Consider the following 15,419-nt stretch of genomic DNA (forward strand, 5'->3'; position numbering starts at 1 on the left):
GGAAAGAAATGCAGGAAGAATCGGGCAAGAATTGCACTAATTTAGTGCACGAAGAGTATTTTCAGTGCAGCGCGGGGGAAAACCAGAATCACGATGCCTATTGATGGTGCGAAGCCATGAATAGACTGTCAGTCTGCACCACACAAGGCGGTGCAGACCGAGATACTATCCCAGATCAGTCTCAGTGCGCAGGACAAGCCTCAGTACTGGTGGCTGCAAGATCCTCTCCGGCGAGCTGCAATTGATACATTTGATAATAGCGCCCCTGCTGTTGCAGCAGTTGCTCATGCGTTCCCCGCTCAACGGTTTGCCCATGATGGAGCACCATAATCGTGTCGGCCTCAACGATAGTGGAAAGCCGATGGGCGATGATAATCAAGGTTGTCTGTTCCCTGATAATGCGCAGCGCCTTTTGCACCGCCTGCTCCGTACCTGAGTCAATATTCGCCGTCGCTTCATCAAGAATCAGGATTTTAGGCGTTTGCACCAGTACCCGCGCAATCGCCAACAGTTGCTTTTGTCCGGTAGACAGGTTATTCCCCTGCTCGCCAATGCGCGTATGCAATCCTTCAGGAAAAGCCCGAACCAGTTCAGCAAGCTGCACCACTTCCAGCACGCGCCAGACGGCCTCTTCGCTGATATCACGCCCCAGCGTCACATTCACAAACATGGATTCCGCCAGCACAACCGGATCCTGTTGCACCATTGCCACATTTTGGCGCAACACCGCATGAGAGAGCGTCGACAGCGGGCGGCCATCGAGTCGAATCTCACCTTCATCCGGCGCGTAATATCCCATAAGCAAACTAGCTAGCGTACTTTTCCCACTGCCGGTATGCCCGACCAGCGCGACGAATCCGCGCTCTGGTATCGTCAGAGAAATATTCTGTAGCACACGTTTCTCTGTGCCATACGAGAAAGAAACATCGTCAATATCGACGCGCCCAGTCGCCAGAGGACGCTCATCATCGCCGTAGCGCTGTTTTTTGCCATCCATCAGTTCGAAGATACGCTCACCGGCGACAACCGCCTGCTGTAACATCGTTTGCTGAGTTGTCAGTTCAATCAGCGGTTCATTCAGACGGCCCAAATAGTTGATAAACGCGTACAAGACCCCGACGCCAACCGATCCCATTGAGCTGAAACCGAATTGGATTAACAAGCCACACAGCACCATCGCGGCAAACAGGCTCAGCAACGGCCTCAGCAGGAAACCTTCCAGACGCAGAGCCTTCATCCGCGCTTCATAATGCTCATGGCTGGCGGCCCCCAGTTTCTTGCCAAAGCGGGCCTGCTGGCGAAACTGCTGAATCACGCCCATGCCATTAATCACTTCGTTGAAGCCATCATTGATGTCAGCCAGATAGCTCCGTACCTTGCGCACAATCGGCGTACTAAAGCGATGGTACAGCACCATAACCGTCGCTACCGCAGGGAAAATCATCAGTGCAACCAGCGCCATCTGCCAGTTCAGGCTGAACATCGCCACCAGCATCGCCCCCACCAGCGCCGCACTGCGTAATACCGTTGACACCACCATGACGTACAGGTCTTTAACCACCTCGGTGTCATTGGTGACGCGTGAAATCAGTTGCCCAACGGGTTGCGTATCGAATGTACTCAACGGCTGGCGCAACGCCGCATCCATCACATCAATGCGCAGTTGCTGGACGACACCGACCGCAACGCGGTTGAACAGTAGCGTCTGGAAATAATGCAGCGAGGCCGCCAGGATTTGCAGCAGGATATAGGCCATTGCCAAACCCGCCGCAATCGCCAGCGGGAACTGGCCTTTTGCTACCAAATCGTCAATAAAATAGCTCACCAACACAGGGCCTGAGACTTCAGCGATTGCAGCAATCCACAGCATCAGGACACCCTGTAACAGCGGTTTTCGCCAGGGGGAACCATAAGCCAGCAGACGTTTCAGGGTTGGCCAAAACTGTTGAGGGCTATTCATTTTTCGTTCCTTCCAACTGCGGCACATCATCCAGCGCCGCCTCCAGCTGTTGATAACGGTGCATATCCCGATACCAGCCGGGTTGTGCCGCCAGCATCCGGTGTGTGCCACGCTGCACCGTTTGTCCTTGCTGCAACACCACAATTTCATTCGCTTCGGTTAGGGCTGACAGGCGATGTGCGCTGATGATCAGCGTCCGCTTTTCGCCCCATGTTTTGAGATTCTGCAAAATCTGGTGTTCCGTTCGTCCATCAACCGCAGACAGCGCATCGTCCAGCACCAAAATTTCAGCATCCAGCAACAGCGCTCGGGCAATCGCGATCCGCTGTTTTTGACCGCCTGATAACATCACGCCGCGCTCTCCGACCTCCGTCTGGTAACCCTGAGGTAAACGCAGAATGTCGTCATGAACGCTCGCAAGCCGCGCCGCCTGTTCAATCTCTTGTTGGGTAGCATCAGGCCGACCCAGTGCGATGTTTTGCGCCACGGTATCGGAAAACAAAAAAGGCATTTGCCCCACAACGGCAAAACGGCTACGCAGTTCATCCAACCGAATGGCGCTCAATGGACGATCGTGATAACGAATCTCTCCCGATTGGGTATCGAAATGACGCAAGATCAACGCCAGCAGCGTACTTTTCCCCGAGCCTGTCGGCCCACACAGCCCCAACATATTGCCCGGTGCCAGCGTAAACTGAATATGTTGTAAAGCATCACGGGCATTATCCGGGTAGCGAAATGCGGAGATATTCACTTCCAGCACGCCTCGCTCGGCAGGCAACGACTCTTCACCGTCTTTCACCACGAGCTCTTCCGCAAGCAGTTGACGAATACGGCTATATGCCGCGCTACCACGCTCAACAATATTAAACATCCAGGCCAGCGCCAGCATCGGCCAGATCATCAATCCCAGATACATGACAAAGCTGGTCAACAAACCTAACGTCAACGAACCGTTAATCACCATCCAACTGCCGCCGCCAATCGCCAGCAAATTCGACAGCCCGACGGCAATATAAATGGTGGGATCGAAGCGGGCATCAACGCGGGCAACATGCATATTTTTGGCACCGGCGTCCGCCGCAACCTGTGCAAAACGCGCGGACTGGTAGTTTTCCAACCCGAAGGCTTTAATCATCCGAATGCTGGTCAAGCCTTCCTGCGCCTGATCGTTAAGCGAAGAAAACGCGGCCTGTGCGGATTTAAAACGGTTATGCAGTTGGGTGCCATAGCGTTTGATGAAAATCGCCATGACCGGCATCGGAAGCAGCGCCAACAGGGTCAGTTCCCAACTGATTTGAGTACACATGACAACCAGTACAGCACACCCCATCACCATTGAATCGACCAGCGTCAGCACGCCTTCTCCGGCGGCAAAGACCACGCGATCGACATCGTTAGTCGCACGCGCCATCAGATCGCCGGTACGGTGACGCTGATAAAACGCCGGATGCTGGCGGCTCAGTTGGCGATAAAAATCCTCTCGTAGTTCAACCGCCAACTGGTATGACGCCCCAAACAGAAACACGCGCCACACGTAGCGCAGCAGATAAACCATGACGGCAGTCAACAGCATCACGCCAATCCACTTCATCATTTCGGTCATCGACATGCCGTGCTGCGTTACACCATCGACAATCACACCGACCAGTTTAGGGGGCAGCAATTGCAGGATGGCAATCGCAATCAATAGCGCCACAGCACCCAGATAACGCCGCCATTCACGGCGAAAATACCAACTCAGTTGAGCAAAAAGTCTCACGCGGTTTTCATTCCAATAGCCAGACGGGTCATGACAGACTCAGACAAGTGATTATACAAAAGACGGATATACACTAAATAATTCAAGTTTCAGGAAGGCGGCAAGAGAAGGCATCCCGATGAGCTTACTCAAGTAAGTGATTCGGGTGACTGGATGCTGCCAACGCACATGCAACTTGAAGTATGACGAGTATGGATGATGAATCACAGGGATAAGGGCAGTGCCGTGGTATGTTTGATTCGTTCCATAGCAAAGCTAGATGTTACATCGACCAGCCCGGGAATTCCATTCACCAGCCGTTTATAGAAATCATCATAGCTTTTCATATCAGCGACCTGAACCTGCATCAGGTAATCGTATTCGCCAGCCATACGATAGAAAGCCAGCACCTCCGGCATATCGGACACCACGCGGGTGAAAGTCTGATACCAGTCGCGGTTATGCTGCTGCGTCTTCAATAAAACAAACGCCGTCAGCCCTAACCCCAGACGTTCATTATCCAGCAGCGCCACCCGAGCCCGGATGATCCCTTCCTCCTCCAGACGCTTCAGACGTTTCCAGCACGGCGTGGATGTCAGATTAACCGCATCGGCCAGCGTCTGTAGCGAAAGCGTACAGTCCTGTTGCAGCATATTCAGCAGTGTGCGATCAATTTTATCCAACATAGTTATACCTAATATGGTTTTACCTAATGTAGTTTTACCTAAAAATAGCGCCGCCGATAGAAAACTCCTCCTACTCTCCCCCATTAAGAGAGAAAAGTAATGTTCTTCCCGCCCAGAATCATGGTGATAGCATTATTGGCAACATCGACATGGCGATGACCTTACCGACCTTCGTTGCGCCCCCCGCTGTTATCATAATTTTAAAGATAGCAACTCGCCATTCGCCTAAGTAGAAAAAAAATCCACATATAAATAACTAAAGGGTAAATTATTCCCTTAAATTAGCCACAAGGAGATAAAAAGGTAATTTTTTTATCCTGAAAACTCGTTACTCTATTCGTATCACTGCCTAACCGAGTTTTCATCATGACTAATACCTGGGTTAAAAATGCCATCAGCGCTATCGAAGCAGATTTTCAGCGTTCGGCTGATACGCATCTTATCCGTCTGACCCTGCCGGATTATCCCGGTATCTATTTTTACCTCAAAGATGAAAGCACACATCCCAGCGGCAGTCTGAAGCATCGTCTGGCACGCTCCTTATTTCTCTACGGGCTGTGCAACGGTTGGATTAAAGAAGGCACGCCGATTATTGAAGCATCATCCGGCAGCACCGCCGTCTCAGAAGCCTATTTTGCACGTTTGCTTGGCCTGCCGTTTATCGCCGTCATGCCTTCCTGCACCGCAAAAAGAAAAATCGAGCAAATCGCTTTCTATGGCGGGCGCTGCCATTTTGTCGAACAGGCGGGACAAATCTATGCGGCATCTGAGCAACTCGCGCAAGAGATGAACGGTCATTATATGGATCAGTTCACCTACGCAGAACGCGCTACCGACTGGCGCGGCAACAACAATATTGCCGACAGCATTTACCGCCAAATGGCACGTGAACCGCATACCGTACCGGATTACATCGTGATGAGCGCAGGAACTGGCGGTACGTCAGCTACGCTCGGACGCTACATTCGCTACCAGGGGCTGGATACACAACTGGTCGTCGTCGATCCAGAAAACTCCGTCTTCTACGACTGTTACCAACAGCGGGATCGCTCCATCACTGGCCCATGCGGCAGTCGGATCGAAGGTATTGGCCGCCCGCGTGCCGAGCCGTCTTTTATTCCTGACGTCATTGATAGCATGATCAAAGTGCCGGATGCCGCCAGCATCGCAACACTGTACTGGCTGGAAAGCGTGTTAGGACGTAAAGCAGGTGCTTCCACCGGCACCAACGTCTGGGGAATGCTGCAACTGGCCAAAGAGATGGTGAACCGAGGTCAAAAAGGTGCGATTGTGACTCTGCTCTGCGACAGCGGCGAACGCTATCTGGACACCTACTACAACAACAGTTGGGTGGAAAAAAATATTGGTGACATTAACCCTTATCTCAATGTGCTGAACAACCCCGAGATATCTCACCGTTACCCTGAATCCAGCCTGACGTAACGACAGCCGAGCTATTTTTCAGGTAACAGGTCTTTTCAAATAACGTGTTTTTCAGATAGCGTGTTTTTTCAGATAACATAGCTTTTCAGGTAAAATAGTGGCTTTACACCGCTGTGCGTTAATGACGTATTGCGGTTAACGTCGCGTTAAGGTGAATGAAGAATGAAGCGTGCTGTTGTCGTTTTTAGCGGTGGACAAGATTCCACAACCTGCCTGATTCAGGCTCTGCAAGATTATGATGACGTCCACTGCATCACCTTCGATTATGGGCAACGCCACCGCGCGGAAATTGATGTCGCTCGGGAACTCAGCCAGAAACTGGGGGCAACAGCGCATAAGGTTCTCGACGTCGGCTTGCTGAATGAACTCGCTACCAGCAGCCTGACGCGTGACAGTATTCCAGTCCCCGATTACGATGCCAATGCGCAAGGCATACCCAATACCTTCGTTCCGGGAAGAAATATTCTTTTCCTAACGCTCGCCGCCATCTACGCCTATCAGGTTGGTGCCGAGGCCGTCATTACTGGCGTATGTGAGACCGATTTTTCCGGTTACCCTGATTGCCGCGACGAATTCGTCAAGGCACTGAACCAGGCTATTGTTTTAGGTATTGCCCGCGATATCCGTTTTGAAACCCCGCTGATGTGGCTTAATAAGGCCGAAACCTGGGCGCTGGCGGATCATTACCAGCAACTCGATACCGTTCGTTACCACACGCTAACCTGCTATAACGGCATCAAGGGTGATGGGTGTGGTCAATGTGCCGCCTGCCATTTACGAGCAAACGGGCTTGCTCAGTATCAAAACGATCCCGCGGCTATCATGGCATCGCTGAAGCAGAAAACAGGGTTACGCTGAGACTTCACGTCGCTACGCAGAACCCTACACGCAGAACCATCACGCCATGTAAAAAACAGGCCACACCGTACAGGTAGTGGCCTGTTGCTTCATGTTAACGGCGAATCTCGTTTAGGTGTTCCAGCAGTTCTCCCTCCAACGGCAGTGCTTTTTGCGTCAATAAATCGATGCAGACAAACGTCAGCGTGGCATCGGCCACGTCGCTTTCATCAGACACTCGGGTTATCTTCTGGCTGATCACGCCACTTTTCGTATTCATCTGTAGTAGCTCGCTATCAATACGCAGCACGTCACCGAGAACGGCAGGCTTGCGATAGTTGATATTGATGTTCACCACGACAAAAGCGACATTGTTGCTATGCATCCAGCCAAAAGCAGGCAACGTTTCCAGCCATTGCCAACGCGCCTCTTCCAGAAATTCCAGATAGCGCGCGTTATTAACGTGCTGATAAACATCAATGTGATAACCACGAACGGTAATGAAAGTCTGCATAGCGATAATACTCCTGTGACAAACCCAACAACTGGTATGACCTGATAATTAGCCTAGCAGAGGTTCGCAGCCCAGAGGAAGTGCTCGACTGGGCTGCGACTGACATCACAGTTTTAAACGAGAGAGATTTCGCTCAACCAACGCAGCCCCAATTCCCGGGACCTCAGTTAATTGATCGATCTGGGTAAAAGGACCATTTTGCTCGCGATAGGTCACGATCGCTTCCGCCTTTTTAAGGCCGACACCGTTCATTATTTCCGCCAAATCGGCGGCGCTTGCTGCATTAATGCTTACCTTATCCTCATCATTATCAGGAAGCGTTGCTTTTTCCGCTTTCTGATCTGCTGGCGCAGACTTCACCGCTGTTGCCGTACTGTCGGCGGCTTTAGGTGCCGCCTGACTCAGTAATGGCAACCCAGACAAGCTCATCCCAATGATTAAGCACAGTGCTTTTATTCCTGATTTTTTCATGCTGTTTCCTCCTTGTGTGTGACAGCACGGCTACCTTGCCGCAGACCCATCAACACCGCAAACAGCAGAATTTAAATGTGGAAAAGGCCGCGAAAGCGGCCTTTTTTTATTGCAACGATTTGCAAATTTTTGCGGAGCTTATTGCTGTTCTTGCGCCGCATTGCCCATCTTGATTTTCGCTTCACTGCGTAAGCTGGACAGCAGAGAATCAAACAGCGCGCCCAGAGAACCTTGCTGAACCTGGCTAGCAAACTGCGTTTTCTGCTCATCGTTTAGCTGATGTGGTGTCACGCTATCCAGCGCGACCAGCACGACATTACCGGCTTGATCCTGAGTAATCGCATAAGATGGCTTATCTTTCTCTGGATGTGGCATAGCAAAGATTGCTTCGGCCGTTGCATCACCCTGAGAGATAGAAGACATCGTTTTTGCCTCGCCAAAGCTCAGGCCCGCAGCTTTAAGCGCGTCATCTTTACCTTGCTTCAGTTCAGCCAGAATTTTTTCAGCGTCTACATGAGTCTGCTGTTCAGCCTTCTGACGTTTCAGCGTCTCTACGATCTCGGTACGAACCTGATCCAGAGGGCGAGTACTTTCAGGCTTGTGCTCAGTGATACGCAGAACGAAAGCACGATCGCCGTCGACGTTAATCACATCGGAGTTGTTGCCCGCAGCACCGTTCTCGCCCAGCAGCGCACCGCTAAAGATAGCCTGCGTTACCGGTTGGAAGTTCAACGCAGCGGGAACTTTCTCACGCGTAAACCAGTCGGTCTGCGTGGCTTTCACTCCAGCCGCTTCTTCTGCTGAAGCCAGAGACTCGTTGTCATTGCTGGCCGCTTCGCTGACTTTTTGTTGAAGCGCATAGTAACCATCCTGCGCTTTCTCGTGCTTCACTTTCTCAGCGATCTCGGCACGCACTTCGCTCAGCGGTTTGACCTGCTGCGGTTGAACATCATCCAGACGCACAATCAGATAGCCAACAGAGGATTTAATCGCTTCGGAAACCTGACCTTTCTCTGTCAGTTTTGCCTGCTTCAGCTCATCAATCATGCTGTTTTCGTCCATCCATCCCAGATCGCCACCGTTGCGGCGCGAGATAACGTCCGTTGATTTTTCTTTCGCCAGCGTAGCGAAATTACCACCTTGCTTCAGCGCATCCAGAATAGACGCTGCATCGGCCTCATTCTTCACCTGAATAACGCTGAATTTTTTGCGCTCAGGTTGGGAATAGGCGCTCTTGTTCTGCTCGTAGAAATCGTTGATGGCTGCATCGTCTACTTTCACGCCGTCCATGATGCTTGCCGCATCCAGCGTGATATAGCTGACTTTGAATTCTTCTGGTGCGATGAAATTCCCTTTGTTTTGATCGTAATAACTCTGGATCTCATCGTCAGCAACCGTCTGCGCCTTCGCCTTGGCAGCAATATCAATGGTTGCAACACGGACAACACGATCTTGTGCAGCCAGTTTCACCAGATTATCGATCTCCTGCGGCAGCAGGAATACGGTATTGCCAAAGCCGCGAATCAGTTGCTGTGAAGTCAGCTGCTTACGCAGCATCTGCGCATACATATCCGGCGTTACGCCAAGGCGACGAACCTGATCCAGATACTTTTCATTATCAAAACGGTTGTCGGTCTGAAACGCGGGAACGTCAAAGATCGCCTGTTTGATTTGCTCATCACTGATGTTCAACCCAAGTTTGTTGGCATACTGGTCCAGCAAGGTTTCATCAATAAGTTGGGAGAGTGCCTGCCTACGCAATTGCTGCATGTAGCCGTCATTACTCGCCAGAAGAGAGAAATTCTCTCCCAAGGTTTCCTGCTGACGACTGCGTTCGTTCTGTACCGCCTGCTCGAGCTGTGCGCGGGTAATTTCCTGCCCGTTCACCTTTGCAGCGTAATCTCCTGAACCACCAATAAGATAATCACCAACGCCAGTTAGAACGAATGATGCGATGATCAAAGCAAGAATAATTTTGAGCACGACGTTATTCGCGGCCGTACGTAAATTGTCCATCATAATGTGACAACACTCCGCTGTAGAATGGATAAAACTCCCTGCGCTGGCCGGAGCCATGCATCCTTGCGATTGCTATAGCCCAATACAAGGCTAGGGCGCACTTAAGCTTATTGCCCGCCACGTCTGCCATGTGTCGGGTATGTATAGTCCTAATAAATAAAAGGCACATCATAAAATGATGCGCCTCGTATCTTACCCTACCAATATCATTGCGTCAGGTATTGTTTGGGGCCCAAAGTGGTTATCCACCAAACCTGTGACGTAATAATCAGTTAACGGCGTCTTTCAGCGTTTTACCAGCACGGAATCCTGGTACTTTCGCCGCAGGGATACTGATTTCCTTACCCGTTTGCGGGTTACGGCCGGTACGAGCAGCACGTTCACGCACTGAGAAAGTACCAAAACCAACCAAAGCGACATCATCCCCTTCTTTCAGGGATTCGGTAACGGAACCAATAATTGCATCTAACACACGCCCTGCTGCCGCTTTGGAAATATCAGCATCTGCGGCAATTTTGTCGATCAATTGTGACTTGTTCACTCTGTCATCCCCTCTGGAATTCTCTTATCGCGCTTCAATGTCCCAAGACGCGACACGTAACTTATTATCAATGCTGTCATGCTTAGCCAGTTACGGCTAAAACTAACAGTGCTCTAACTTAGCGGTACAAAAAAAAGCTGGCAAGCACGATTTCACTCACCAGCCCTGATTTTCTCAAGGGTTTTTGCGACAGGTCACTATTTTGCCTTGGCTTTGGTCTTGGCTTTAGGCGTCGAGACCACTTGCATACCAGAAGGCGCATTCTGCAACGCTAACGCTAACACTTCCTCAATACGTTTCACCGGATGGATGTCCAGATCGGCAATCACGTTCTGTGGGATATCCTCCAGATCGCGCTTGTTGTCATCAGGAATCAATACCGTCTTGATACCACCACGGTGTGCGGCCAACAGCTTCTCTTTCAGACCACCAATCGGCAGCACCAGACCACGCAGGGTAATCTCCCCCGTCATCGCCACATCGGCACGCACCGGGTTACCGGTCAAACAAGAAACCAGCGCGGTACACATCGCAATACCCGCACTCGGACCGTCTTTCGGCGTCGCACCTTCTGGAACGTGAACGTGGATATCACGCTTCTCGTAAAAATCAGCATTGATGCCTAATTTTTCCGCTCTGGCACGAACCACGGTAAGCGCAGCCTGAATCGACTCCTGCATGACCTCACCCAGTGAACCGGTATAAGTCAGCTTACCTTTGCCCGGTACGCAGGCCGTTTCAATCGTCAGCAGGTCGCCGCCCACTTCCGTCCAGGCCAGTCCGGTCACCTGCCCTACGCGATTTTCATCGTCCGCACGACCATAGTCAAAGCGCTGTACCCCAAGGAAATCCTTAAGGTTATCGCCCGAAATCTGGATATGCTTAGTGGATTTATCCATCAACAGCGTTTTTACTGCTTTACGGCACAGCTTGGAGATTTCACGCTCCAGACTACGTACGCCAGCTTCACGCGTGTAATAACGGATAATGCCAACAATCGCGCTGTCTTCTACCGACAGCTCGCCATTTTTCAGCGCATTACGTTCGATCTGTTTCGGCAGCAGATGCTGTTTGGCGATATTCAGCTTTTCGTCTTCGGTATAGCCGGAAAGACGAATGACTTCCATACGGTCAAGCAACGGTGCCGGGATGTTCATGGAGTTAGACGTCGCAACAAACATCACATCGGACAGATCGTAGTCGACCTCCAGATAGTGATCGTTAAACGCCACGTTTTGCTCAGGATCGAGCACTTCCAGCAAGGCAGAAGCCGGATCGCCACGCATGTCCGAAGACATCTTGTCGATCTCATCCAGCAGGAATAGCGGGTTTTTCACACCAACTTTTGCCATTTTCTGGATCAGTTTTCCCGGCATGGAACCGATATAAGTACGGCGGTGACCGCGGATTTCCGCTTCGTCACGCACGCCACCCAGCGCCATACGCACATACTGACGCCCGGTCGCTTTGGCAATAGACTGGCCGAGCGAGGTTTTACCCACGCCAGGAGGCCCCACCAGACACAGAATCGGCCCTCTGATCTTGCTGACCCGGCTCTGTACTGCGAGGTATTCGAGGATGCGTTCTTTCACGCGATCCAGACCATAATGGTCGGTATCCAGCATTTCCTGCGCTTTCAGCAAGTCTTTCTTCACTTTGCTGCGCGCATTCCACGGCACCTGCACCATCCAGTCAATATAGCTGCGCACCACCGTCGCTTCCGCTGACATCGGTGACATCATTTTCAGCTTTTGTAATTCTGCTTCGGCTTTCTCACGCGCGTCTTTCGGCATTTTCGCCGCATCAATCTTGCGTTTTAACGCTTCGTGTTCATCCGGTGCGTCATCCATCTCACCCAGCTCTTTCTGAATCGCTTTCATTTGCTCATTCAGATAGTACTCACGCTGGCTTTTTTCCATTTGCTTCTTAACGCGGCCACGAATCCGTTTTTCTACCTGCAACAGGTCGATTTCGGATTCCATCATCGCCATCAGGTACTCCAAACGTTCAGTGATATCGAACATTTCAAGTACAGACTGCTTATCAGCCAGTTTCAGCGGCATGTGCGCAGCAATGGTGTCAGCTAAACGCGCAGCATCATCGATGCTGTTCAGAGATGTCAGCACTTCCGGCGGGATCTTCTTGTTCAGCTTGATGTATCCCTCAAACTGATTGATCGCCGTGCGCATGAGCACTTCCTGCTCGCGCTCATCAATCGCTGGGGAATCAAGATATTCTGCGTGTGCAGCGAAATGCTCACCGCTGTCAGAAAGCGTCGTAATACGCGCACGCTGTAACCCTTCGACCAGCACTTTTACCGTGCCGTCCGGCAGTTTCAGCATTTGAAGAATTGAGGCTACCGTCCCTACCGAGAAAAGATCGTTAATACTTGGCTCATCCGTTGAGGCCTCTTTCTGTGCCACCAGCATGATCTTCTTATCATGATCCATTGCGGCTTCAAGGCACCGAATCGATTTCTCCCGACCAACAAACAACGGAATGACCATGTGCGGATAAACCACCACATCGCGCAATGGCAATACGGGGATTTCTATGCGTTCGGAACGCTCAGGGTTCATAGAGCTCTCTCTTAGTTTCGTTTCCGCCAGGTTATAGGAATCTCGTGAAACGCGGTTTTCACGGGTTTCATCAAATAGGTATTTGAGTATATGGGGATAAATATCTCACATTCAACGACCAGCATGCGTGTAAAAAACAAATGGGGGATAAAATCCCCCATTTTTATTTTTTGATACGGCCAAATTGATTAATTATTCGCCGGATGCCTGCTGTGTCTCAGGCTTGCCATAGATCAGCAATGGCTCAGATTGGCCCGCAATGACGGATTCATCAATGACGACTTTATCCACGCTTTCCAGCGATGGCAGGTCATACATGGTATCCAGCAGAGCTGCTTCAACGATAGAACGCAGACCACGAGCACCGGTTTTACGCGCCATCGCTTTCTTGGCAATCGCCGTCAGCGCTTCATCGCGGAATTCCAGCTCAACGCCTTCGAGATTGAACAGCGCCTGATACTGCTTGGTCAGCGCATTCTTTGGCTCACGCAGAATCTGAATCAGTGCTTCTTCGCTCAGTTCTCTCAGCGTAGCAACCACTGGCAGACGGCCGATAAACTCAGGAATCAAACCGAATTTAATCAAGTCACCCGGTTCAACATTGCTTAACAACTCGCCTTCTGTTGCTTTGTCAGCCGATCCTTTAACCGTCGCATTAAAGCCGATACCGCGACCTGTATCGGTACGTTGCTCGATCACTTTGTCCAGACCCGCAAACGCACCGCCGCAGATAAAGAGGATCTTAGAGGTATCAACCTGCAAGAACTCCTGCTGCGGATGCTTACGCCCACCCTGCGGTGGAACCGCGGCAATCGTACCTTCGATCAGCTTCAGCAGCGCCTGCTGCACGCCTTCACCAGATACGTCGCGAGTGATCGATGGGTTGTCTGACTTACGAGAAATCTTGTCGATTTCATCGATGTAGACAATGCCACGCTGCGCTTTCTGCACATCGTAATCGCACTTCTGCAACAGCTTCTGAATGATGTTCTCGACGTCTTCACCGACGTAACCCGCTTCGGTCAACGTAGTGGCATCCGCCATGGTGAACGGGACATCCAGGAAGCGCGCCAGCGTTTCAGCCAGCAGCGTTTTACCGCTCCCCGTAGGGCCGATCAGCAGGATGTTACTTTTACCCAGTTCGATCCCGTTGCTGCTGTCACCATTACGCAAGCGTTTATAGTGGTTATATACCGCAACGGCCAATACCTTCTTGGCCTGCTCTTGGCCGATAACGTAATCGTCAAGGTGGCGGCGAATTTCGTGTGGCGTCGGCAACGCACTGCGCTCACGGTGGGGCGCCACTTCCTTAATTTCTTCGCGAATAATGTCGTTACACAAGTCAACACATTCATCGCAGATATACACCGACGGCCCGGCAATCAGCTTACGCACTTCATGCTGGCTTTTGCCGCAAAAAGAGCAGTACAGTAACTTTCCTGAACCGTCTTTGCGCTTATCTGTCATGAGTTAAACCTCTTTTTCGTCTTTTGCCCGCAGGCCAACCACAGCGATACCGCTACAACGAACGCCGATACTTATAGCCAATACGCGTAAAATAACCTCGCACAACAGACTATCGGTCGAACACTGATTTTTAGCTACACCAGACCGCTAATATGGCGAATTATTACCCACGGTTCGTGAATACGGAGTCTACCAAACCGTAGTCTACTGCCTCACTGGCAGAGAGGAAACGATCGCGCTCGGTGTCTCTCTCTATCGCTTCAAGAGGCTGACCCGTATGTTTCGCCATCAGCTCATTCATCTTGGCTTTCACTTTCAGTATTTCTTTGGCATGGATTTCAATATCCGTTGCCTGCCCCTGGAAACCGCCCAATGGCTGGTGAATCATGACGCGCGAGTTAGGCAGGCAAATACGTTTACCTTTGGCTCCCGCCGTCAACAGGAACGCGCCCATAGAACAGGCCTGTCCCATACAGATCGTGCTGACATCTGGCTTGATAAACTGCATGGTGTCATAAATGGACATACCAGCAGTAATGACGCCACCTGGGGAATTAATGTACAGATAAATGTCTTTTTCTGGGTTTTCGGCTTCCAGAAACAGCATCTGTGCCACAACCAGGTTCGCCATGTGATCTTCGACCTGACCAGTCAGGAAGATTATCCGTTCTTTTAGCAGACGGGAATAGATATCGTAAGAACGTTCCCCACGCGAGGTCTGTTCAACCACCATCGGCACTAACGCCATATGAGGTGCTTGTCTTTCTTGTTCGCCACTGTATGACATTCACGTCTCCTAGATAAAATGCGTCCGGCACTCTTAGCGTTGTTCAATCATTGCGCTGTTCAATCATAGTATTACTCAATTCTACTAGAGATAGGGGGGGATGACTATGGAACCCTGCCTCACTCTTGCTGAACAACCCATATGGCCGAGAATCCTTACCTGCTGTGCCACTTTTCCTCTTCAGTGAGTGGGGGCACACGCATTGTATTTCAAGCTTACACTATCAATCGTTCTCTATTAAAGAGCCAATTATTTTATTCTTAACACGTTATCAGCACGGTAACGTTGTGGTTTAACTCGTTGCCTGACCTAACAAATTCTCTGCATGAGTTAATAATAGTGCAATTTCAGTCGCCCCTCTCTCGTCGATTCAC

At 50.9% G+C, this 15,419-nt stretch carries 12 protein-coding genes; 2 read left to right on the plus strand and 10 right to left on the minus strand.

What is annotated here, in order from left to right; translation table 11 throughout:
• Positions 1–181: 181 nt before the first annotated feature.
• The 3 genes from Q3A88_RS06275 to Q3A88_RS06285 all read right to left on the minus strand — a co-directional run bounded on the left by Q3A88_RS06275 (position 182) and on the right by Q3A88_RS06285 (position 4,387).
• Positions 182–1,960: a SmdB family multidrug efflux ABC transporter permease/ATP-binding protein gene (locus Q3A88_RS06275; RefSeq protein WP_052902707.1), complete on the minus strand. Its 1,779-nt coding sequence runs from the start codon at positions 1,958–1,960 to the stop codon at positions 182–184.
• Positions 1,953–3,722, minus strand: a complete 1,770-nt coding sequence (locus Q3A88_RS06280) for a SmdA family multidrug ABC transporter permease/ATP-binding protein (protein WP_317177597.1) — start codon at positions 3,720–3,722, stop codon at positions 1,953–1,955. The genes Q3A88_RS06275 and Q3A88_RS06280 overlap by 8 nt, the downstream gene beginning before the upstream one ends.
• A 203-nt stretch (positions 3,723–3,925) precedes the next feature.
• Positions 3,926–4,387: an Lrp/AsnC family transcriptional regulator gene (locus Q3A88_RS06285; protein ID WP_005976040.1), complete on the minus strand. Its 462-nt coding sequence runs from the start codon at positions 4,385–4,387 to the stop codon at positions 3,926–3,928.
• 366 nt (positions 4,388–4,753) lie between these two features.
• On the opposite strand from Q3A88_RS06285, the gene Q3A88_RS06290 reads away from it, so the two are divergent.
• Both Q3A88_RS06290 and queC read left to right on the plus strand, forming a co-directional pair.
• Positions 4,754–5,830 carry a PLP-dependent cysteine synthase family protein gene (locus Q3A88_RS06290; protein WP_317177598.1) on the plus strand — a complete coding sequence of 359 codons (1,077 nt, stop codon included), beginning with the start codon at positions 4,754–4,756 and terminating at the stop codon, positions 5,828–5,830.
• 162 nt (positions 5,831–5,992) lie between these two features.
• Positions 5,993–6,688: a 7-cyano-7-deazaguanine synthase QueC gene (gene queC / locus Q3A88_RS06295; protein WP_110163783.1), complete on the plus strand. Its 696-nt coding sequence runs from the start codon at positions 5,993–5,995 to the stop codon at positions 6,686–6,688.
• Positions 6,689–6,782: 94 nt separating this feature from the next.
• On the opposite strand, the gene Q3A88_RS06300 is transcribed toward queC, so the two are convergent.
• The 7 genes from Q3A88_RS06300 to clpP form a co-directional block, all read right to left on the minus strand.
• Positions 6,783–7,181 carry an acyl-CoA thioesterase gene (locus tag Q3A88_RS06300; RefSeq protein WP_014914532.1) on the minus strand — a complete coding sequence of 133 codons (399 nt, stop codon included), beginning with the start codon at positions 7,179–7,181 and terminating at the stop codon, positions 6,783–6,785.
• A gap of 105 nt (positions 7,182–7,286) precedes the next feature.
• The gene (locus Q3A88_RS06305; protein WP_110163784.1) at positions 7,287–7,652 is read right to left on the minus strand and encodes a helix-hairpin-helix domain-containing protein; all 366 of its coding nucleotides are present in this window, start codon (positions 7,650–7,652) and stop codon (positions 7,287–7,289) included.
• Between the two features lie 138 nt (positions 7,653–7,790).
• Complete coding sequence (gene ppiD, locus Q3A88_RS06310; protein WP_317177599.1) at positions 7,791–9,671, minus strand: peptidylprolyl isomerase; 1,881 nt, start codon at positions 9,669–9,671, stop codon at positions 7,791–7,793.
• Between the two features lie 268 nt (positions 9,672–9,939).
• The gene (gene hupB, locus Q3A88_RS06315) at positions 9,940–10,212 is read right to left on the minus strand and encodes a nucleoid-associated protein HU-beta (protein ID WP_005976031.1); all 273 of its coding nucleotides are present in this window, start codon (positions 10,210–10,212) and stop codon (positions 9,940–9,942) included.
• A 197-nt stretch (positions 10,213–10,409) separates the two neighbouring features.
• Complete coding sequence (gene lon, locus Q3A88_RS06320) at positions 10,410–12,791, minus strand: endopeptidase La (RefSeq protein ID WP_110163785.1); 2,382 nt, start codon at positions 12,789–12,791, stop codon at positions 10,410–10,412.
• Positions 12,792–12,983: 192 nt separating this feature from the next.
• Entirely contained in the window at positions 12,984–14,258 is a 1,275-nt protein-coding gene (clpX, locus tag Q3A88_RS06325; RefSeq protein ID WP_010282142.1) for an ATP-dependent protease ATP-binding subunit ClpX, read from the minus strand.
• Positions 14,259–14,421: 163 nt separating this feature from the next.
• Positions 14,422–15,045, minus strand: coding sequence for an ATP-dependent Clp endopeptidase proteolytic subunit ClpP (gene clpP, locus Q3A88_RS06330; RefSeq protein ID WP_010282141.1), 624 nt, complete (start codon positions 15,043–15,045; stop codon positions 14,422–14,424).
• Between the last annotated feature and the right edge of the window lie 374 nt (positions 15,046–15,419).

The sequence above is a fragment of the Pectobacterium sp. HCp5_1 genome (genome assembly GCF_032905925.1).
GTDB lineage: Bacteria > Pseudomonadota > Gammaproteobacteria > Enterobacterales > Enterobacteriaceae > Pectobacterium > Pectobacterium brasiliense_A.

What these genes read in the sequence shown, in the direction of transcription:
- Q3A88_RS06300 (WP_014914532.1), bottom strand. Translation starts at nt 7,181, where the DNA reads ATGCAGACTTTCATTACCGTTCGTGGTTATCACATTGATGTTTATCAG.
- lon (WP_110163785.1), bottom strand. Translation starts at nt 12,791, where the DNA reads ATGAACCCTGAGCGTTCCGAACGCATAGAAATCCCCGTATTGCCATTG.
- queC (WP_110163783.1), top strand. Translation starts at nt 5,993, where the DNA reads ATGAAGCGTGCTGTTGTCGTTTTTAGCGGTGGACAAGATTCCACAACC.
- Q3A88_RS06285 (WP_005976040.1), bottom strand. Translation starts at nt 4,387, where the DNA reads ATGTTGGATAAAATTGATCGCACACTGCTGAATATGCTGCAACAGGAC.
- clpP (WP_010282141.1), bottom strand. Translation starts at nt 15,045, where the DNA reads ATGTCATACAGTGGCGAACAAGAAAGACAAGCACCTCATATGGCGTTA.
- clpX (WP_010282142.1), bottom strand. Translation starts at nt 14,258, where the DNA reads ATGACAGATAAGCGCAAAGACGGTTCAGGAAAGTTACTGTACTGCTCT.
- Q3A88_RS06290 (WP_317177598.1), top strand. Translation starts at nt 4,754, where the DNA reads ATGACTAATACCTGGGTTAAAAATGCCATCAGCGCTATCGAAGCAGAT.
- Q3A88_RS06305 (WP_110163784.1), bottom strand. Translation starts at nt 7,652, where the DNA reads ATGAAAAAATCAGGAATAAAAGCACTGTGCTTAATCATTGGGATGAGC.
- Q3A88_RS06275 (WP_052902707.1), bottom strand. Translation starts at nt 1,960, where the DNA reads ATGAATAGCCCTCAACAGTTTTGGCCAACCCTGAAACGTCTGCTGGCT.
- ppiD (WP_317177599.1), bottom strand. Translation starts at nt 9,671, where the DNA reads ATGATGGACAATTTACGTACGGCCGCGAATAACGTCGTGCTCAAAATT.